This is a genomic window from Nocardia sp. NPDC003999 (assembly GCF_053604885.1).
Genome location: NZ_JBSGIB010000003.1, coordinates 72,322 through 91,917 on the forward strand (window position 1 = coordinate 72,322; position 19,596 = coordinate 91,917).

The 19,596-nt window shown below is 68.5% G+C and carries 20 protein-coding genes; 11 read left to right on the plus strand and 9 right to left on the minus strand.

Annotated elements, in window-relative coordinates:
• Positions 1 to 39 precede the first annotated feature (39 nt).
• A complete protein-coding gene (locus ACWESM_RS07910) occupies positions 40 to 378 on the plus strand; it encodes a metal-sulfur cluster assembly factor (protein WP_355071057.1) in 339 nt (112 codons plus the stop codon).
• 306 nt (positions 379 to 684) lie between these two features.
• On the plus strand, positions 685 to 1,113 hold the full coding sequence (locus ACWESM_RS07915) for a DUF4189 domain-containing protein (RefSeq protein WP_355070838.1): 429 nt from the start codon (positions 685 to 687) through the stop codon (positions 1,111 to 1,113).
• A 1-nt stretch (position 1,114) separates the two neighbouring features.
• On the opposite strand, the gene ACWESM_RS07920 is transcribed toward ACWESM_RS07915, so the two are convergent.
• The 3 genes from ACWESM_RS07920 to ACWESM_RS07930 are packed head-to-tail and all read right to left on the minus strand — an operon-like array spanning position 1,115 to position 3,674.
• Positions 1,115 to 1,777, minus strand: coding sequence for a methionine ABC transporter permease (locus ACWESM_RS07920; protein ID WP_452491157.1), 663 nt, complete (start codon positions 1,775 to 1,777; stop codon positions 1,115 to 1,117).
• Between the two features lie 11 nt (positions 1,778 to 1,788).
• A complete protein-coding gene (locus ACWESM_RS07925) occupies positions 1,789 to 2,805 on the minus strand; it encodes a methionine ABC transporter ATP-binding protein (RefSeq protein ID WP_364431212.1) in 1,017 nt (338 codons plus the stop codon).
• Positions 2,802 to 3,674 carry a MetQ/NlpA family ABC transporter substrate-binding protein gene (locus tag ACWESM_RS07930; protein WP_397281490.1) on the minus strand — a complete coding sequence of 291 codons (873 nt, stop codon included), beginning with the start codon at positions 3,672 to 3,674 and terminating at the stop codon, positions 2,802 to 2,804. The genes ACWESM_RS07925 and ACWESM_RS07930 overlap by 4 nt, the downstream gene beginning before the upstream one ends.
• 130 nt (positions 3,675 to 3,804) lie before the next feature.
• On the opposite strand from ACWESM_RS07930, the gene ACWESM_RS07935 reads away from it, so the two are divergent.
• The 3 genes from ACWESM_RS07935 to ACWESM_RS07945 all read left to right on the plus strand — a co-directional run bounded on the left by ACWESM_RS07935 (position 3,805) and on the right by ACWESM_RS07945 (position 6,852).
• Positions 3,805 to 4,671, plus strand: coding sequence for a MetQ/NlpA family ABC transporter substrate-binding protein (locus tag ACWESM_RS07935; protein ID WP_364431209.1), 867 nt, complete (start codon positions 3,805 to 3,807; stop codon positions 4,669 to 4,671).
• Between the two features lie 146 nt (positions 4,672 to 4,817).
• Complete coding sequence (locus ACWESM_RS07940) at positions 4,818 to 6,149, plus strand: NAD(P)/FAD-dependent oxidoreductase (protein WP_452491158.1); 1,332 nt, start codon at positions 4,818 to 4,820, stop codon at positions 6,147 to 6,149.
• Between the two features lie 19 nt (positions 6,150 to 6,168).
• Positions 6,169 to 6,852, plus strand: a complete 684-nt coding sequence (locus ACWESM_RS07945) for a hypothetical protein (protein ID WP_355070846.1) — start codon at positions 6,169 to 6,171, stop codon at positions 6,850 to 6,852.
• 33 nt (positions 6,853 to 6,885) lie between these two features.
• Here the strand turns inward: ACWESM_RS07945 and ku are convergent, their stop codons facing one another.
• Together ku and ACWESM_RS07955 are read right to left on the minus strand one after the other, a co-directional pair.
• Complete coding sequence (gene ku / locus ACWESM_RS07950) at positions 6,886 to 7,851, minus strand: non-homologous end joining protein Ku (protein WP_452491159.1); 966 nt, start codon at positions 7,849 to 7,851, stop codon at positions 6,886 to 6,888.
• Complete coding sequence (locus ACWESM_RS07955) at positions 7,848 to 8,960, minus strand: lycopene cyclase family protein (RefSeq protein WP_364431199.1); 1,113 nt, start codon at positions 8,958 to 8,960, stop codon at positions 7,848 to 7,850. The genes ku and ACWESM_RS07955 overlap by 4 nt, the downstream gene beginning before the upstream one ends.
• A 457-nt stretch (positions 8,961 to 9,417) precedes the next feature.
• On the opposite strand from ACWESM_RS07955, the gene ACWESM_RS07960 reads away from it, so the two are divergent.
• Together ACWESM_RS07960 and ACWESM_RS07965 are read left to right on the plus strand one after the other, a co-directional pair.
• The gene (locus ACWESM_RS07960) at positions 9,418 to 11,628 is read left to right on the plus strand and encodes an MMPL family transporter (RefSeq protein ID WP_355070852.1); all 2,211 of its coding nucleotides are present in this window, start codon (positions 9,418 to 9,420) and stop codon (positions 11,626 to 11,628) included.
• 106 nt (positions 11,629 to 11,734) lie between these two features.
• Positions 11,735 to 12,508: a hypothetical protein gene (locus tag ACWESM_RS07965; RefSeq protein ID WP_364431195.1), complete on the plus strand. Its 774-nt coding sequence runs from the start codon at positions 11,735 to 11,737 to the stop codon at positions 12,506 to 12,508.
• A gap of 22 nt (positions 12,509 to 12,530) precedes the next feature.
• Here the strand turns inward: ACWESM_RS07965 and ACWESM_RS07970 are convergent, their stop codons facing one another.
• A complete protein-coding gene (locus ACWESM_RS07970) occupies positions 12,531 to 13,295 on the minus strand; it encodes an SDR family oxidoreductase (RefSeq protein WP_355070855.1) in 765 nt (254 codons plus the stop codon).
• Positions 13,296 to 13,462: 167 nt separating this feature from the next.
• Between ACWESM_RS07970 and ACWESM_RS07975 the strand changes: the two genes are divergently transcribed.
• Entirely contained in the window at positions 13,463 to 15,094 is a 1,632-nt protein-coding gene (locus ACWESM_RS07975) for an ABC-F family ATP-binding cassette domain-containing protein (RefSeq protein WP_356961853.1), read from the plus strand.
• 81 nt (positions 15,095 to 15,175) lie between these two features.
• Complete coding sequence (locus tag ACWESM_RS07980) at positions 15,176 to 15,406, plus strand: helix-turn-helix domain-containing protein (RefSeq protein ID WP_355070859.1); 231 nt, start codon at positions 15,176 to 15,178, stop codon at positions 15,404 to 15,406.
• A gap of 340 nt (positions 15,407 to 15,746) precedes the next feature.
• On the opposite strand, the gene ACWESM_RS07985 is transcribed toward ACWESM_RS07980, so the two are convergent.
• The 3 genes from ACWESM_RS07985 to ACWESM_RS07995 form a co-directional block, all read right to left on the minus strand.
• Positions 15,747 to 16,676, minus strand: coding sequence for a hypothetical protein (locus ACWESM_RS07985; RefSeq protein ID WP_452491160.1), 930 nt, complete (start codon positions 16,674 to 16,676; stop codon positions 15,747 to 15,749).
• Positions 16,677 to 16,720: 44 nt separating this feature from the next.
• Positions 16,721 to 17,176 (minus strand): hypothetical protein, encoded by a 456-nt coding sequence (locus tag ACWESM_RS07990; protein ID WP_355070863.1) that lies wholly within the window; start codon positions 17,174 to 17,176, stop codon positions 16,721 to 16,723.
• A 383-nt stretch (positions 17,177 to 17,559) separates the two neighbouring features.
• Positions 17,560 to 18,063 (minus strand): cupin domain-containing protein, encoded by a 504-nt coding sequence (locus ACWESM_RS07995; RefSeq protein ID WP_397281480.1) that lies wholly within the window; start codon positions 18,061 to 18,063, stop codon positions 17,560 to 17,562.
• Positions 18,064 to 18,135: 72 nt separating this feature from the next.
• Here ACWESM_RS07995 and ACWESM_RS08000 point away from each other — a divergent pair, with 72 nt between their 5' ends.
• Complete coding sequence (locus tag ACWESM_RS08000; protein WP_355070867.1) at positions 18,136 to 18,642, plus strand: MarR family winged helix-turn-helix transcriptional regulator; 507 nt, start codon at positions 18,136 to 18,138, stop codon at positions 18,640 to 18,642.
• Positions 18,643 to 18,801: 159 nt separating this feature from the next.
• Entirely contained in the window at positions 18,802 to 19,596 is a 795-nt protein-coding gene (locus ACWESM_RS08005) for a hypothetical protein (protein WP_397281478.1), read from the plus strand.

Consider the following 19,596-nt stretch of genomic DNA (forward strand, 5'->3'; position numbering starts at 1 on the left):
GCCACCGAGCAGACCGAACAGGCCGCGCCGGCCGCCGATTTGCCCGAGCTGTCCGCCGAGGACATCAAGCTGCTCGAGGACATCGAAGAGGCGATGCGTGACGTCGTCGATCCGGAACTCGGCATCAACGTCGTCGACCTCGGCTTGGTCTACGGATTGCGCGTCGAGGAGGACAGCACCGCGGTCCTGGATATGACGCTGACTTCGGCGGCCTGCCCGCTGACCGACGTCATCGAGGACCAGTCCCGCAACGCGCTGGTGCGCAGCGGCCTGGTGGAGGACTTGAAGATCAACTGGGTCTGGATGCCGCCGTGGGGTCCGGACAAGATCACCGAGGACGGCCGCGAACAGTTGCGCGCCCTCGGCTTCACGGTGTAATTCGCCGCAACTGACGCAGCCGCCGGTAGCGCCTGAACAAGGCGCCCGGCGGCTGAGTCGTATCCGCCGCATGCGCCTTCCCGGCGGAGCGCTCGGGGACGATCATCGACGCGTTCCGACCTGAGCGCGCACGGCCGAATCGACCGGCGCTCCGCTCTCGGCGAAGACGGACGCTCGAAAAAGGGGTTCGTCGCGCGGGTCGATCCGGCGCACCCGCCGATGGTGGGAAGTGCCCATTTCGACAAAAGCGCACGGGCCGAATGAAGATTTGAGCTTCGAGTCGTTCGGAACGGGGAGGATCCTCACATGTCGGTGCCGCACAAGGCTGCCCTCGGGCTCGCGGCGGTCTCCGCCGCCACCTGCGCCGTGGTCGGCGCTCCCGCGGGTGCGGCGCATGCGGCGACCTACTATGGCGCGCTGGCGCTTTCACCCAGCACCGGCGCGGTCACATCGGCGGTGGACTATGCGAGCGCGGCCGCCGCCGATGCCGCGGCACGCGCCCAATGCGGTGTCACCGATTGCCAGACGGTCGTGCAGTTCTGGAACGCCTGCGGGTCTGTCGTGCGCGGCGCCGACGGCAAGCACGGATGGGCGTGGGGACCCACCCGCGCCGAAGCCGAACGCCGGGCCATCGATGTCCTCGGTCCCAGTGCCCCGCCGTTCCCGAGTCTCGGCAGCGCGATTCCCCGGCCCGCGAGCGTGCGCTTGACGGCGTGCACCTCGACCGCCGGGTAGCTCAGCGGCGCAGGACTTTCCGCGCCAGCCAGTTGCCGAAGAACTGGATGCCCTGTACGCCCGCGATGATGATCAGCGTCGCGACGAGCGTGACCTGCCAGTCGAAGCGCTGATAGCCGTAGACGAGGGCGAAATCGCCGAGACCGCCGCCGCCGACGGTGCCCGCCATCGCGGACATGTCCACGATGGCGATCACCACGAAGGTGTAACCCAGGATGAGCGGCCCGAGCGCCTCGGGGATCAGCAGCGTCAGGATGATGCGCAGCGGTCCCGCGCCCACCGCGCGCGCCGCCTCGATCACGCCGGGATCGACCGTCACCAGGTTCTGTTCCACGATGCGCGCGATGCCGAACGACGCCGCGACGATCATGACGAAGGCCGCCGCCTCGGTGCCGATCGTGGTACCCACCACCTCCAGCGTCACCGGGCCGAGCGCGGCGAGCAGGATGATGAACGGGATCGGGCGCACCACGTTGACGAGCACGTTGAGCAGCAGGTTGATCGGCGCGTTCGCCAGCAAACCGCCCTTGCGGGTGGTGTGGAGCGCGGTGCCGAGCAGCAACCCGATGAAGCCGCCGACCACGAACGTGAGCGCCACCAGATAGAGCGTGGTGCCGATCGCTTCGTTCAGCACCGGCCGGAGTTTGTCCCAATCGGTATGCATGGCAACTCCTTTCAGGCCGACCGGCGCTCGAGTTCGGCGACCACCTTGTCGACGGCGTCGTCGGGGCCGTGCAGCGCCAGGGTGAGACTGCCGAAGGTCTTCTCCTGCAGGCTGCTCACCCCGCCGTAGACCACCTCGAACCTGACCTCGGCGTGCGCCGCGGCGGCCAGCGCCGCGCCGATGCCGCGCTCGTCGTCCACGTCGACGGTGACCAAACGGCCCCCATGGCGACCGGCGAGGCGGCGCAGTTCCTTCTCGGAGGGGCGGTTGTGCAGGACGGTCTCGACGAAGGAGCGGGTGGGGGCCGCCTGCGGCGTGGCGAACACCTCGAAGGTGTCGGCGAGTTCCACGATGCGTCCTTCGGCGAGCACCGCGACCCGGTCGGCCACCGCGCGGATGACGTCCATCTCGTGGGTGATGACCACGATGGTGACGCCCAGTTCGCGATTGATCTTGCGCAGCAGCCGCAGCACCTCACCGGTCGTCTCCGGGTCCAGTGCCGAGGTGGACTCGTCGGCCAGCAGCAAGGACGGCGACGTGGCCAGCGCTCTGGCGATGCCCACCCGCTGCTTCTGGCCGCCCGACAGCTGATCAGGGTAACTGCGCGCCTTGTCGGACAAGCCGACGAACTCCAGCAGTTCGGCTACCCGCGCCTTGCGTTCGGCGCGCTTCCAGCCCGCCACCTTCAGCGGATATTCGACGTTTCCCGCGGCCGTGCGGGAGCGGAAGAGATTGAATTGCTGGAACACCATTCCGATGTCGCGCCGCAGCCGCCGCACTTGGCGCTCCGGCACGCCGGTGATGGGTGTGCCGGAGATCTCGACCGTGCCGCTCGTCGGCTTCTCCAGCGCGTTGATCAGCCGCACCAGCGTGCTCTTGCCCGCGCCGGAATACCCGATCACGCCGAAGATCTCGCCCTGCTCGATGCGCAGGTCGATGTTGTCGAGCGCTACATTGCGCTGCGCGCCCTTGCCGAAAACCTTGGTGACCGAACGGAACTCGACGGCGGGAACGGCCGTGTCGCTCACTTGCCGTCGCGGATGGTCTGCTGCACCCGCTGCAGGATCTGCTCGAGTTCCTGGCCGCTGCGCCGCACCTCGACGGCGGTGCCCTTGGTCACCTCGTCGTGCGCCTTCTGCACCTCCGGGTCGTGCCACAGCTCGGCGAGCTGCAGATAGACCGGATTGTTCTTGTCCTCGGCGCGGGTGACCAGCGCGTTGATGTACGGCTCCGCGGCGGGATTCTTCGGGTCGTCCTTGTACAGCGCCGAATGCGGATCGATGCCGGAACGTTCCAGGAAGGTGTTGTTGATGATCGATCCGTCGACCGAGGCCAGCGACAGCGCGGTCTGCGCGGCGTCGACGGGGGTGACGCGCACTTTGGACGCGCCCTTGTCGATGTCGGCAGGGGTCGGCGCCTTGGTGTCGGACGACAGTTTCACCAGCCCGGCGGCTTGCAGCACGAACAGCGCCCGTGCCTGATTGGTGGGGTCGTTCGGGATCGCGATCTCCGCGCCCTGCGGAATGTCGGCCGGCGACTTGTGCTTCTTCGAGTAGAGACCCAGCGGCACGATGTAGGTGGAACCGATCGGCGTCAGGGTGTCGTTGTTCGCGACGTTGTAGGCGCCCAGGAATTGCAGATGCTGGAAGAGATTGATGTCGATCTGTTTCTGCGACAGCGCGAGATTCGGTTGCTTGTAGTCGGAGAAGTTGGTGATCCGCAGCGTGATGCCCTTGTCTTTGGCGCGCTGCTCGAAGACGTCCCAGGAGTGATCCTTGTCGGTGGTGCCGATGCGCACTACCTTGTCCGAGGAAGCGTCGTCACCGCCGCAGCCGGTCAGGGTCAAGGCCGCGGTCGCTACCAGGACCGGGATCGCCAGTACCCGATGGAATTTCACTCGTGCTCCCGATTGCTCGTCGCGATATGACCCGGTAATCCAAGCGACGGGGCGCAGCGGGCGACAACGGTTTCGATTGTGGTGAGCGAAACCCTCCGCATGAACTGAACGAGCGTCTAATTTGCTGATAATGCGCTCGCGTCTCCGGCTGTTGCTGATCCCGCTCGTGTCCGTATTGGCCGTCGCCGCGGTCGGCTGCGGTGGTGAAGACCGATCCGACGCGGTCCACATCGGGGTCAACGATCTGTCGCTGCCGCACTGGGAGGTCTACCGCAAGAAGGCGGCGGAGCAGGGCATCACGGTGGAGTTCACCAATTTCACCGACTACAACCAGCCGAATCCGGCCCTGGCGCAGGGGCGCATCGATCTGAACAAGTTCCAGCACGTGCGGTACCTGGCCAATTACAACGTCCGCAACAACGACACGCTGGTGCCGATCGGCGCGACCGAGATCTTCCCGCTGACGCTGTACTCGCGCAAGCACAAGTCGGTGGCCGACATTCCGAAGGGCGGCGAGATCACCTTGAGCAACAACCCGGCCAACCAGGTGCGGCCCCTGCTCGGCCTCGCCGCGGCCGGGCTCATCGTGCTGAAGGGCGGCGCGAGCTGGGACTCCAAAATCGAGGACGTCGACCCGGCCGCCTCCCGGGTGAAGCTCACGCCCATCGATCCGACCCTGACCGCCCAGTCGCTCGGCAGCGTGGACGCCGCGTTCGTCGACGACACCTTCGCCCGCCCCGCCGGACTGACATCCAACGAGGTGATCTACACCGACGACCCCGAACGTCCGGAACTGAAGCAGTACATCAACGTCTTCGCCGCCCGCGCCGCCGACAAGGACAACCCGACGCTGCTGAAACTCGCGCAGCTCTATCACGACCCAGAGGTCGAGGCCGCGGTCCGCGCGGAAACCGGGTACCAGGGCATCTTCAAAACCAACAGCGCGGCCGATCTCCAGGCGACGCTCGCCGAACTGGAAGCTCGGTTCCGGAAGTAGGAACCTGCCCGCGCCCGCTCGGCCTGCCGAACCACGAATCGGTCCGGCCGATGGGCCGGTCGGCGGAGCCACGGGCGACCGGTAGCGCGGTTTCGGATGTGCCTGAGCGGGAATCGCGTCGGGGAGCTGACACCGAGGAGGTCTCCGTGCCGGATGGGAACACTGCGAGCCCGCAGCGGGTCGTGATCGTCGGGAGCGGGTTCGCGGGGTTCACCTGCGCCCAGAAGCTCTGCCGCATCGTGGCGAAGGCGAACCGCGACATCGAAATCGTGCTCGTCACGCCCAACGACTACATGCTCTATACGCCGCTGCTGCCGGACGTGGCCGGTGGCCTGATCGACCCTCGGTTCGTCGCCATCTCACTGGCGGATTCGCTGCCGCGGGTCCGGTTGGTGGTGGCGAACGCCAAATCGGTCGATCTGCGGAACAAGACGATCACGGTGGAAGACGAGCATCATCCGCCGCGGCAGCTGTCGTGGGATCGGCTGGTGCTCACGCCCGGGTCGGTCACCCGCCTGTTCGACATACCGGGTCTGGCCGAGCACGCGCGCGGGCTCAAGACCGTCGCCGAGGCGCTGTACCTGCGCGAGCAGCTGCTGCGCCAGCTCGAACTCGCCGACGACGAGGAGGACCCCGAGGTGCGGCGGGCGCGCCGCACGGTGGTGGTCGTGGGGGCGTCCTACGCGGGCACCGAGCTCGTGGCGCAGTTGCGCGCCCTCGCCGACGCCTACGCCGCGCGCCGTGGGTTCGACCCCGCCGAAGTGCGTTTCCTTCTGCTCGACACGGCGCCGAGGGTGATGCCCGAGGTCGGCGAGCGGCTCAGTGACAAGGTGCTGAAGGTGCTGCGCAAACGTGGCATCGAGATCCGGCTGGAGACCTCGCTGACGAAACTCGACGAGAACTCGGTCGTGCTCACCGACGGCACGGTGGTGCCCACCCGCACGGTGGCCTGGGTGACGGGTGTGACCGGCGCACCGGTGCTCGGCACGCTCGGCCTGCCGCTGGAGAAGGGCCGCTTGGTCGTCGACGCGAAACTGAACGTGCCCGGCCACCCGGACGTCTTCGCGGGCGGCGACGCGGCGGCGGTGCCAGACCTCACCAAGCCGGGCCGGATCACTCCGCCCACCGCGCAGCACGCCACGCGACAGGGCAAGACGCTGGCCAGGAACGTCGCGGCGAGCCTGGGCATCGGCACGGCCGCCGACTACAAGCACCGCGACCTGGGTCTGGTCGTCGACCTCGGGCCGCGCTTCGCGGTCGCCAACCCGATGGGCATCCGCCTGTCCGGCCTGCCCGCCAAGGCGGTGACCCGCGCTTACCACACGTTCGCCGTGCCGCGAGCGGTCAACCGCTGGGCGATCACGGTCTCCTACCTGACCATCGCGGTCACTCCCCGCCCCCTCGCCCTGCTGGGGCTGGTCAGTCACGAGGAAGCCAGCTTCGGCGCCAGCGAGGGGATTTCCGCGAAATCAGGGTGAGCTTCGTGACAGCGCGGAGGTGACCGGCCGCTTCCGTGCCGAACCCGTGCGGTGGGGCGGCGGCAGCGGAGATGATTCGGTGGTGGACGAGATGACGTATCGGCGATCGCGCGTCGGGCTGCACGCGGTCGCGGAGTTGCTGATCGCCGGGCCGCAGTACCGAGAATTCGGCACCATTCGGTTGGCAGTCGTGCACCGGGGTTTCGCCGGTGTGCGTTGGCCGGTTTCGGTGGTCGGGGAGGAACTGGTGTGGCCGGAAGGGCGGGTGCGGCTGAAGGGGACGTATCGGGAGGTCGCCGAGGCCGCGGGTTTCGAACCCGGGCCGCCGGAAGGGGTGTACGCGGACACCACCGGCGTGGATACCGATTCGGCGATCGAAGTGGATCCCTCGGCGGCGGGGTTGATCGAGGACTGGTTCGCGCTGGGGGACAAGGCGTTGCGGTGCCTGGCGTCCGGCGTGACACCGGTGCTGTGGCCGGAGCATTTCGATCTGTCGAGCACGGTCGACGAGGTGAACTACGGGGTTTCGCCGGGAGACGACGCTCATCCCGGGCCCTACGCCTACATCGGGCCGTGGACCCCGCGAACCGGCGACTTCTGGAACGCGCCGTTCGGCGCGCTCCGGCCCCGCACCGCGGTGAACACGGTCGCGGCCCTGCTGGAGTTCTTCGAAGAGGGCAGGCAGCGCGCGGCACAAGACTGATTCGGCGGTGGTGGCGGCCCCGCCGTAGGAAGATCAGGCGCCCTTGCGAGCCGGAGCCTTTTTGGCCGCCTTCTTCGCAGGCGTCTTCTTCGCCGCGCTCTTGGACGCGCCGCTCTTGGACGCCGTGCTCTTGGCTGCTCCGCTCTTTTCGGTGCTCTTGGCCGCGGCCTTCTTCGCGGTCTTCTTCGGCTCGGCCCCGTCGTCGCCCGCCGTCCTGCGCCCGCTGGCCTCCAGGCTGCGCTGCAACGCGGCGACCAGATCGACCACCTCGGCGTCCATCCCGCTCGGCGCGAGCTCCGGCTGTTCGGGCACCTTGCCGGTTCCGCTGGCGATCGCCTCGTCGAGCAGGCGTTTGAGCTCGATCTGGTACTCGTCGGTGAACTGCTCCGGATCGAAGTCGTCGGACATGGCCTCGACGAGCGTCTCGGCCATCTTGATCTCCTGCGGCCTGGGCTCGGCGACACCGTCGAGGGATTCGAACTCCACGGAGCGGACCTCGTCGGGCCACAGCAGCGTCTGGACCACCAGAATGCCCTCCCGTACACGCAGCGCGGCAAGCCGGGTCTTCTGCCGCAACGTGAAGTACACCAGGGCGGTGCGTTCGATCTGCTCCAGCGTCCTGGCCAGCAGGACGTAGGCCTTCGGCGTGCTGGAGTCCGGTTCCAGGTAGTAGCTCTTCTCGAACAGGATCGGATCGATCTGGTCCGACGGCACGAACTGCAGCACCGGTATCTCGTGCTTCTCCGCTACCGGCAATTTCGCGAAGTCCTCGTCGCTGAGCACCACTTTGTCGCCGTCCGGCGACTCGTAGGCCTTGTCGATCTCGGTGTACTGGACGGATTGGCCGCACACGCTGCAGACGCGGTCGTATTTGATCCGGCCTCCATCCTTGGCGTGCACCTGATGGAACCGGATGTCGTGGTCCTCGGTGGCGGTGTACACCTTCACCGGAACGTTCACCAGCCCGAATGCGATCGAGCCCTTCCAGATCGATCTCATACCCCCATCATGGCCGAAGCCCACCGACCGCGCGAGGGAACCGGAACTCCGAGTGTCGCGGTCGCGACACGCCGACGCAGCCGTCCCGGGAGCGCGGCGAACAGTGCGCTCATCGCCGCGACCGTGCCGGCGAGGTCGGTGCGGCCGGACAGATACGCGCGTTGCGCGTCCGGGGGAAGCGCGAAGAACGTGTCGAAGAACAGCGGGAGATCATCGGGCGGCAACGCCAGCAGCGCGCGCAGCCCGGCGCCGCGCAACCGGTGGACGACGCGCGCCGCGGCCGGCCATACGTCCCGGCCCGCGGCCACCGCGTCGGCAGCGGACAGCGCGGCGCCGACGCTGTACCCGGTCGCCGGATGCAGGAACCCGCCCGCGGCCCCGAACCTGCTCGACCCGGGACGGCCTCCTTGCACCGGAAAACGGACGTGCTCCACGGGTTCGTCACCGGTGAGCGGGACGTCTCTGGCGCGGAGGCGCGCCCACAAGCGTGTGCGCAGTTGCGCACCGGTCAAGGCCGGGCGGCCGGCCAGGCAAGTTTCCTCGAGCAGCACCCGCTCGTCGTCCAGCGGAACGGCGTAGAGGAACGAACGCGGCGCCTCGGGGGCGGCGCCGTTGTCCGGACGCCAGTCCATGAACAGCGGTTCGAGCCCGGCGCAGCGCCGGGCGTCCACGATGACGCCGTAGGCCGTCTGCTCGGCCCGGGCGGGCGAGCGGGCGAGTCCGCGCGCGTCGACCACCCGGCCGCCGGTGATCGTCGCGCCGGAGGCCAAGGTCACGCGCTCGGGGCCGACATCGATCGCGCGCTCGGAGACCACGCTCGCGTCGGCCAGGTGCAGCGACCTTTGCAGCCGGGCGGTATCGAGCACCACGTACGGGCGGTCCAATCGGTGAGCGCGCGTTCCCCAGGCCATCGGCCGGGGTACCGTCGCCGCGACGACCCGAGGCGACAGCCAATCAGGCAGTTCGTCGGCCCACACCGCGTAGGTGGCCGTCCACCGGCGCTCCGGCGCGGGATCGACCACGGTGACCGTGAGTCCGCGCTCCACTGCCCGGTGTGCGAGGGCGCGTCCGGCCGGGCCGAGCCCGCAGACGACCACGTCCGGCTTCATGCCGGGCTCGTCCGGATCCGCTGGAGCGTGTTGCGATGCATGGGTTCGAGCCTCTCATCTGCTCGCTGGAGCGTCGCGCAGCCACGGCGTCGAACACGTTCCGGCGCGGAGGTCCGGACTCGCGAAGTGAACGTTTCGCGAAAGCTGTCGCGGATTCCGGATCGCCCGCCCCGCGTGCGGAAATGCGTCCGGCCTGGCTCGGTTGCCTTCCCATGCCGGAGCGTGCAGGCAGGTGGCCGGACCGGGCGCACCGACGGAATGTGTTCGGGCTCACCGCACTTTGTCCCGCGTTGCTAGGATGCCGGGGCGCTGGCGTACGCATCCGGCTCCGGTGCCGAGTGTCAGGTGTCGGCGCACCGGCGTGCCGCGGATGGCACGCCGGGCAGGTTGCCGACCGGCGACCGCTGGAGTCCGAGCGCGAAAGCGGCACGACCGGAACGAGTTAGGGGTAGACGGAGTGTTCGAGCTGACCAGGCGGCGCAGCCGGTGGATCCTGGCCGTGTTCGTGGTGCTCGCACTGGCGATGGGCACGCTGAGCGCGACGCTGTTCGACAAAGTGCAGGGCGGCGGGTACATCGACCCCGACAGCGAATCGAGCCGGGCGACCGCGGTGCTGCGCGACACCTTCGGCGAGGCCACCCCGAATTTCGTGCTGCTGGTGCAGACTCGCCGGTCGGTGGACGACGACGCCGCGGCCACCGCTGCGACGAATCTGGTCACCGAGCTGAAGTCGGAGTCCGGCGTCGCGGGCGTCACGTCGTACTGGACCGACAAATCGCCCGCGCTGCGCAGCACCGACGGAACCAAGGGCTTGATCGTGGCCAGCATCCTCGGTGAGGAGGCCGACGTCGACAAGCGGGTGGGCGATCTCGCCGACCGATTCGGCGGCACCCACGGCCCGCTCGAGGTGCGCGTCGGCGGCTACGCCATGCTGCTGCACGAGACGGTGCAGCAGAGCGAGAAAGACGTCGTGCTGGGCGAATCCATCGCATTCCCGGTCACGCTGATCGCCCTGCTGCTGGTGTTCGGCGGCTTGGTCGCGGCCAGCCTGCCGCTGGTGATCGCGATGATCACGGTGATGATCACCATGGGCGCGCTGTGGCTGATCGCGAGCGTCACCGATCTGGCGGCCACCGCGACCAACGTCGCCACCCTGCTCGGCCTCGGCTTGGCGATCGACTACAGCCTGCTGATCATCAGCCGCTACCGCGACGAACTGGTCGCCGGTCAGCAGCCCGCCGCCGCGGTGGCCGCCACCATGCGCTCGGCGGGCCGGACCGTCGCGTTCTCGGCCGTCACCGTCGCCGTCGCGCTGTCGGGCCTGCTGTTCTTCCCGCTGCTGGCCGTGCGGTCGATGGGCTACGCGGGCCTGGCCGTGGCGGTGATCGCCGCGACGGTGTCGCTGACCGTGCTGCCCGCGATCCTGTTCCTGCTCGGCACCAAGATCGACAACGGTCAGTTGTGGTGGTTCCTGCGCGCGGCCCGTCCCGCACCCGGCGAGGGCGCCTGGCACCGCTTGGCGCGGTTCGTGATGATGCGGCCGGTGCCCATCGGCCTCGGGGTCACCGCCCTGCTGCTCGTGCTGGGCGCGCCGTTCCTCGGAGTGAATCTCGGCTTCCCCGACGAACGGTCGCTGCCGGAGTCGATGAACAACCGCCAGGTCACCGAGACCATCCAGCGCGACTTCGCCGCCACCGAGCAGAACGGGCTGTTCGTAGTGCTGCCCGAAAGCGCTTACAGCGCCGCAGGCTTGGACGCCTACGCTCGTGAGCTGTCGGAGATCGAGGACGTCCGCCGGGTCGACACCGTCACCGGCAGTTACAGCCACGGCGGTCTGCTCGTCGCGCCAACCGCGGCCGCCGACCGCTTCCGCGCCGAGAACGCCGCCTATCTGACGGTGGTCCCGGACACCACCGATCCCACGGTGCTGGATCGGATCGCCGCCGACGTGCGCGCGACGCCCGCCGCCTCGCCGGTGCTGGTCGGCGGCGTGGCGGCGGCCAACACGGACGCGATCGGCTCGGTCGTCTCGGCGCTGCCGTACGCGCTGGCCTTCGTCGTGCTGATCATGGTGGTGGTCCTGTTCCTGCTCACCGGAAGCGCCGTGCTGCCGCTGCTGGCCGTCGTGCTCAGCTTCCTGAGCCTCACCGCGACTTTCGGCGCGCTGGTCTGGATCTTCCAGGACGGGCACCTGTCCGGGTTGCTCGGCTTCACCGTCACCGGCGACCTCCCGCCGACCGTCCCGGTGATGCTGTTCGGCGTCGCGTTCGGTCTCGCCATGGACTACCAGGTGTTCCTGTTGGCCCGCATCCGCGAGGAGTACCTGCGCACCAGGTCCAACGCGCTGGCCGTCACGTCCGGACTGGAGCGGATCGGCAGGATCGTCACGGCCGCCGCCGTCCTGATCTCGCTGGTCTTCCTCGGCTTCCTCGCCTCGGACATCACCTTCATGAAGGCGTTCGGCATCGGGCTTCCACTCGCCGTGCTGGTAGACGCGACGCTGGTGCGCGGCTTCCTGTTGCCCGCGGCGATGGAGTTGCTCGGCCACTGGAACTGGTATGCGCCCGGCCCGCTGCGCCGACTGCACGAGCGGTTCGGAATCGAGGAGGCTCCTGCCGCTCCGGCGACCGCGGGGCGCGAGGACTGGCTCCAGCCCGTTCGGCTCTGATTTCGGGGCGATCGGGGCAGGCTCGATCGGGTAGGGTCGCTCGGGCGGCTCGGGGAGGCCCACGCGGGGTGGGACGGCTGCCGGGAGATGTGGGAGGGCGACCGCGATGACCTATCCGTCCGGGAAACCGGAGGACGCGCGGTACGCGCCGGACTGGGGAAGCATGTCCCCGCCGAGCGCGTACCCGATGCCGGCGTGGGAAGCGCCGCCCCTGCCGCCGCCGCCCGAGTCCCGAACGGGCGTGATCGTCGCGCTGGTGATCGGCGTCGTCGCCGTGCTGGTCGCGGTCGGCATCGGAGTGGCGCTGGCGCCGCGCGAGGAAGGGCACCCGCAAGCCGCGGTCGCCTCCGCCGAAGCGACCACCCGCGCGGGCGGCGGTACCAGCACGCGGCCGGCGAGCCCGTCGTCGCGCGGTGCGCGCCCTTCGGCGGGCCGGTTGAGTTACACGGAGTTCGCGAAGGACTGGGACTTCCGGTTCGATCGCGTCGAACTGCACGCCGAGTGGGTCGACGGCCGCGACCACGCCGACTGCCACCCCATCGAGGCGGCGGGCAAACTCACCGGTCTGGGCTGCGTCTACGCGGCGGAGCTGGTGTACCGCGCCGAGGGCGGCGCGCTGATGCTCACGCAGTTCGTGCTCGGCATGGCCGACGAGGGCCGGGCCGCCGCGGCGAAGGGCCGGTTCACCGACGCCGACCTCGCGCTGCGTCCGGGCAGTTACCTGAAGGGCTACGCCACCGGCAAGTGGAAGGACGGCAGCGAGAAGGAATTCGTGGTGGTGACGCTGGCGACGGCCACCGGCGCGGTCGACGCCACGGCCGTCGAGAAGTACCTGCGCTACCGGCACGCCGACACCATCGGCGCATTGGCGTTCCGCTAGCGCGGGCGGCTCCCGTTCGCGATCAGATTCCGCCCGTGGAGAGCAGCCCGCCGTCCACCCGGACCGTCTCGCCGGTGATCCACGCCGCCTCGTCGGAGACCAGGAATCCGATCAAGCGCGCCACGTCCTCCGGGCTGCCCAGCCGCTTCATCGGGTACACGCTCGCGGCGCGCTCCTCGTCGGTCGAGTACAGCGCGTCGGCGAACTTCGTCTTGATCACGCCCGGCGCGACCGCGTTCACCCGGATCTTCGGCCCCAGCTGCCAGGCGAGCTCACCGGTGAGATGGATCAGCGCGGACTTGGACGCGCCGTAGGCGGCGATCACGCCGGTCGAGCGGATGCCAGCGACGCTGGCCACGTTGACCACGGCGCCGCCGTGGTCGCGCATCCACGCCTTGTACGCCTCCTGGATGTAGCCCAGGGCCGCGACCACGTTCACGTCGAAGATCTTGCGCACGGCATCGAGGTCGGCGTCCATCAGGGAGCCGAAGACCGGGTTGATGCCGGTGTTGTTGATCAGGACGTCCAGCGAACCGAACTCCGTGACCGCGCGCTCGACCGCGGCGGATCGATCCTCGGCGACGCCCGAGTTGCCCGCCAGAGCGACGACCTGACCCTGGTGCCCCAGTTCGCGCAGCTCCGCGGCGGCTTCCTCCAGTGGATCCTTCTTCCGCGCGGTGATCAGCACGTTCGCGCCGCGGGCGAGCAACTCCGCCGCGACCGCCTTGCCGATGCCACGGCTGGCCCCCGTGACCAGAGCGCTCTTGCCCAATAGATCGGTACTCATGGCATCGCACGGTAGCGCAGGCCACCGCGGGGGCCGTTATCGCCGTCACATGCGGGGTGCTGGTATGCGGGCGCACCCTGCGCCCCGGGTAAAATCGGTGGTTCTTGTGCGCGTCGGGTCGCACAATCGAGCACGCGTCCAGCACCACGATCCGCTAGGAGAAGTTTGTGATCACCGCGACCGACCTGGAGGTCCGGGCCGGAGTCCGCACCCTGCTGTCCGCTCCCGGACCGGCGCTTCGGGTGCAGGCGGGCGACCGGATCGGGTTGGTCGGGCGCAACGGCGCGGGGAAGACCACCACGTTGCGCATCCTGGCAGGCGAGGGGGAGCCGTACGCGGGCAAGATCCTGCGCTCCAGCGATATCGGTTATCTGCCGCAGGATCCGCGCGAAGGCAACCTCGACGTGCTGGCCCGCGACCGGGTGCTGTCCGCGCGCGGCCTGGACACGCTGATCCGGGAGATGGAGAAGCAACAGGCGCTGATGGCCGAGGTCGCCGACGACAAAGAGCGGGAGAAGGCGGTCCGCAAGTACGGCCGGCTCGAGGAACGCTTCTCGGCGCTGGGCGGTTACGTCGCCGAGAGCGAGGCGGCGCGCATCTGCCACAGCCTGGGTCTGCCCGACCGCGTGCTCGGTCAGCCGCTGCGCACCTTGTCCGGCGGACAGCGGCGCCGAATCGAATTGGCGCGCATCCTGTTCGCCGCCTCCGACGGCAGCGGCGGGCGGTCGGACACCATCTTGCTGCTGGACGAGCCGACCAACCATCTCGACGCCGACTCGATCACCTGGCTGCGTGGTTTCCTGCAGAACCACGACGGCGGCCTGATCGTCATCAGTCACGACGTGGACCTGCTCGCCGACGTGGTGAACAAGGTGTGGTTCCTGGACGCGGTGCGCGGCGAGGCCGACGTCTACAACATGGGCTGGAAGAAGTACCTGGACGCGCGCGCCACCGACGAGCAGCGCAGGCGGCGGGAACGCGCGAACGCCGAGAAGAAGGCGAGCGCGCTGCGCGCCCAGGCGGCCAAGCTCGGCGCCAAGGCCACGAAAGCGACTGCGGCACAGAACATGGCCAAGCGCGCCGATCGCCTGCTGGCCGAACTCGACGACGTGCGCGTCGCCGACAAGGTCGCCAGGATCAAGTTCCCCGAGCCCGCCGCCTGCGGCAAGACGCCGCTGATGGCGGAGAACCTGACCAAGGTCTACGGCTCGCTGGAGATCTTCACCGGCGTCGACCTCGCGATCGACCGCGGTAGCAGGGTGGTGGTGCTGGGGCTCAACGGCGCGGGAAAGACGACGCTGCTGCGCCTGCTCGCCGGAGTCGAGCAGCCTACGGCGGGTGGTCTGGTGCCGGGGCACGGTCTGAAGGTCGGTTACTTCGCCCAGGAGCACGACACCCTGGACGACAACGCCACCGTGTGGGAGAACATCCGCCACGCCGCGCCGGACGCCGGTGAGCAGGAGCTGCGCGGCCTGCTCGGCGCGTTCATGTTCTCCGGCCCGCAGCTCGACCAGCCCGCGGGCACGCTCTCGGGCGGTGAGAAGACCCGTCTCGCGCTGGCCGGACTGGTCTCCTCGGCGGCGAACGTGTTGCTGCTGGACGAGCCGACGAACAATCTCGACCCGGTGTCGCGGGAACAGGTTCTCGACGCCTTGCGCACCTATGCGGGCGCGGTGGTGCTCGTGACCCACGACCCGGGTGCAGCGGAGGCATTGTCTCCGGAACGTGTGATCCTGCTCCCGGACGGGACAGAAGACCATTGGTCGGCCGAATATCTGGAACTTATTCAGCTCGCGTGAGATTCATCACAGGTACCCGTTGATCACGGCCTGCTGAGTGCTTAGCCTGGAAAGACGCTGCTCGGCGACTCGGAGGAAGCCATGAGCGACAGGCCACAGAGCAAGGCCACATTGGGTAAGGGCACACGCGTCACCGGCAAGTCACGCGATCGCCTACAAACCCAGTTGAAGAAACAGTACGAGGCCGGTGCGAGCATCCGGTCACTGGCGCGGTCTACCGGCCGCTCCTACGGTTTCATCCACAACGTCCTCGTGGAGTCGCATGTGCAGCTCCGCAGCCGGGGTGGAGCCAATCGCCGCAAGAGCCCATAGCGCCGCAACGGCGTGCTTTGCCGCCGGACGGCTACGCGGCCGCCACGGGCGGAGCCCCCAACCGGATCGACGTCGACGCCCCCGAACTGGATGTCTACCTCGCCGAGCTGCACGGCGGCGTCGATGCCAGGTCCTCGGGCGCATGTCGGCGATCGAGTGGAGCCGCAATGCAATTCAGCGGCGCTCGCGCCGTTGGTCGTCGCGCGGGACCCCGTCCAGCGACGGGCTTCGGCTGCTGTCGTCCGGTGGAGCGCCGCTGCGCGGCGAATGCGGGGCCGCCGTTGCCGCATACCGTGGCGTTTCCGGTCTCGATATCGTGCCGCCGGACCTGTGACCGGGTTCAGTAGCCCTCCACCGTGCCGTCACCGTCCACCAGCAGGTTGGCCAAGCTGCGAAAGATCGGCAGCCCGGTCTTGATCTCCAGGTAGGCGAACTGGCCCTGCGGGTTGACCTCCAGGAAGTAGTACTCGCCGTCACGGCCGAGCCGAATGTCGAGCACCCCGAAGGACAATCCGAGTGCGCCCATCAGCGTGGCCAGTGACTTGCTCACCGAGGCGGGCAGGTGATCGTGCGCGAAATCGACCGATGTGTCCAAGCGGGAGTCGACCTTGCCGACGCCCGCTTGGGAGTCGATGCGCACGGTCCATTCGACCCCGTCCACCCACACCACGCGCAGATCGCAGCTGGCGTCGACGTAGTCCTGGAAGGTGGTCGGCGCCGAACGGATCGCGGCCAGCCTGCCGAAATCGTCCCTGGAGATGATCCTGGTCTCGGCGAACTCCGCCCGGCTGGTGCCGGTGCGCTTGTAAACGACCGGACCGGGCCGGGATTCGACGAAGCTGCGCGCCTCGTCCGGATCGTTGGTGATCAACGTCTCCGGCACCGCGAACCCGGCCCGCAGCGCCGTCTCCAGCTGGACGATCTTGCGTGCCGCGGTGCGGTCGGCACCGGGGTCGTTGACCCAGTGAGCGGGGATGGACCAGAGCAGCCCTTGAATGAATCCGTCGCACTCGGCCTGGCGAAACTCGTTGTCCGAGGCGCGGACACCCGCGGGCACCCGCGCGGGATGCGGTCGCCGCCACCACACCGACCGCACGTCGTCGAGGCCGATCAGGTGCGACAGCGAGCGTGTGGTGCCGAGTCGGTCCAGCCGGAAGCTACCGGACTCCTGGGGGAAATCGCGCAGGTCGAGGTGGATCGGGCCGAGCCCGTGGTGTTCTCGCAGCGTCGCCGCCATCGCGGTGGCGTGTAGATCATCGGATTCGGACACGATCAGGACCGAACCGCGCCGGCGTGCGGCCATCCGCCTGCCGCTCAGTCGAGGCTGTCGCAGTTGATGCCGTCGTCGCTGCCGTTCATCGACTTGGTCTGGCAGTAGGTGAACGTCGCACCGCTCGCACCCGGGCAGTCGACGAGTTGCAGCCGGTCGGCCCAGGTTTCGGTGAGCCGGCGCAACTGCTCGTCGCCGAGCGCCTCCGACGGTGACTCCGGGATGGTCATCGGCCGATCGACCAGGTCGATCCGCAGCCTGCGGGTGAAATCGGCGGTGGCGCCAGCGCGAATGTCCACCAGCACCGGGCGCCCGTCCTGATCGGCGTGGGGCGCCGCGGAATCGACCACGCGCAGGACATCGGACCGACTGAAGGTCCACGTTCCCTCGGCGACGCGCACGCTGATCTGCCGGTCCGATTCCGCGACCAGCAGACCCTGGAGCGGAGGAACGCGGTCACCCCTCGGCGTCGTCCCGGGAAGGTGGATTGCGTCGGTCATAGCCGTTTCTCCGATCTGCTCGTGATTTGCCACGACCCCCAAGCGTGTGAGCGATCATATCGCGATGAGCGGCGTTATCGGCTCGGATCGCGAGATTTCTCGGCCTATGGCAAACCGAATTCCGATTCATAACGCCCGAGTACCGAAAGTTTTCCGGTAGCCTGGAAATGCTGAGATGGCAATCGGGAAGCTAATCTCCCGTGAGGCGCGGATGCTGCTCATAGCCCGATATTGGCGGCTGTGCATCTGTACTCTCGTCCTGCTGGGCGCAGGTGGCCCGCGACGACGGCTGCCGTGCGGCATCGTATTTCCTCCCGCGCCGCGCCGTGCTCGACTCGCTCCGAATTGATTGTCCGCGAGCGGATCCGGAAGGGGCGCCGACTTCACTTCCGGTTCGCGTTGCGCTCCGCCCACCAAGCGGGGGCGTCGACGAAGTGGTTGTCGAACTCGTCCTGAGCGGCGGCGAGATCGGTCATCGGGGATTCGCCCGCGGCGATTCGTTCCAGCAGCCGGAAGTACTCGAAGCGCTGCACGCCGGGCGTGAGCGCGATGAGGATCCGTGCCGTACTGTCCGGTGCGGCGCCGAAGGCGTGCGGCATGAATTTCGGGACCACGATCGAACCACCCGCGCCGACGGTGACGATGCGGTCACCTGCGAGCAGTTGCAGTTCGCCGTCCGCGACATAGAACAGTTCGTCGGAAAGCGTGTGATAGTGCGGCGCCGCGCCGTCCGCTCCACGGTCCATGTCGACCTCGAGTGTGCTCAGCCCGCCGCCCGCCTCCTCGGCGTCGATCAGCAGGCGCATGGTGACCGACGTGGTACGCAGGGTCTCCGCATCCTGCGGCTGACGGATCGCGACGTCCTTGCGTGGCGTGGGAATGGCCATCGGAGCCTCCAAATTAGTTCGGTGATTGATAATTCGCTACCGAACTATATCGTGCCGAATAAGATCCTGTCCATGACCGAGCGGAAAACGGACGCCGTGGACGCGATCGTGGCGCAGTGGCAGCGGGAACGACCCGACCTGGATCTCGAGGCGATGGCCGTGGCCGGACGTCTGGGCAGGCTGTTGGTGGTGGCGCAGCGTGAGATCGAGGCGGTATTCGGCAAGCACGGCCTGCAACGCGGCGAATTCGACGTACTCGCCGCGCTCCGTCGTTCGGGCGCGCCGTTCGAACTCAGCCCGTCGGTGCTCGCCGACACGCTGATGTTGTCCAGGGCGGGCATGACCGGACGGCTGGACCGGCTGGAGTCGGCGGGACTGGTGCGGCGCGTCGCGGACGCGCGGGACCGCAGGGCGGTGCGCGTCGGCCTCACCGAGGCAGGACGGGAATTGGTCGACACCGTGGTCACCGAGCACACCGCGAACGAGACGCGGATGCTGTCCGTGCTCACCGCGGGGGAGCGACGGGAACTGGACCGGCTCGCGCGAATCCTGCTCAGCAGCATGGAACCGGACGCGTAGCCGCGGTAGCTCACGCACCCTTCGATCCGCCGAATCGCGCTCTACTTGGGCGAACTCGTGCCGCGATGAGGTAGCCCGATACTCGTGCCGAGTGGGCGTCCCTGCTCTACCTTGAGATTCCGTACCGAAGGGGTCGGTGCGGTGGGCAAGGAGGCCACGATGATCGACATCATCACTCTCCGCGGCACCGGGGAGCCGCGCAACTCCGACGGAACGCCCGCGGGCATGCTGCACGACGTCGTGAAACTACTCGACACCGGGAAGTTCAGCTGCTTCGAACCGGATTGGCCCGCTTCCGTCGGCCCCGTGCCGGAGGTCTGGGGTCCTTCGCTGGAGACGTCGGTACGGCTCGGCATCGCCGCCGGCGTGCGGGCGATCCAGGACTCGCCGAACGTCTGCGGCCTGCTGAGTTATTCGCTCGGCGGCATCTGCGCCAGCCGGATCCTGGAGGGCGTGCGGTCCGGGAAGTACAAGAACACCGACGGAACGCCGCTGGAGATCGCCTTCGTGGTGAACATCGCCAACCCGCTGCGCCGAGCCGGGCAGTCGGTCGGAAACCTCTGCCCGGCGAATACGTTCGGCCTGCACGGGCAGCGCGGCGCGTGGCCCGCGTCGATCGACGTCCGCGAGTACGCGAATCCCGGCGACATCATCACCGCGTCGCCAGCGGATTCGCCGTTGCGCGTCATCGACGTGGGTATCTCGCCGTTCTCGTTCGTGGAGGGCGCTCGGATCGGCAACGTCGCGCCGCTGATCTTCGCCGAACTGCTCGAAGTCCTGCTGCGCGACCCGATCGCGAACCTCGAGCGCTACACGACGGCCGTACGCGGCGTCATCGGCTATCTGACCCCGTGGCCCGACGGTCAGCACGTGCTCTATTCCGGACGGAACATGCCGGGGACGAACGTGCTGTGGACCACGCACGCCGCGGAGTACCTCAACGCGGCGTACTAG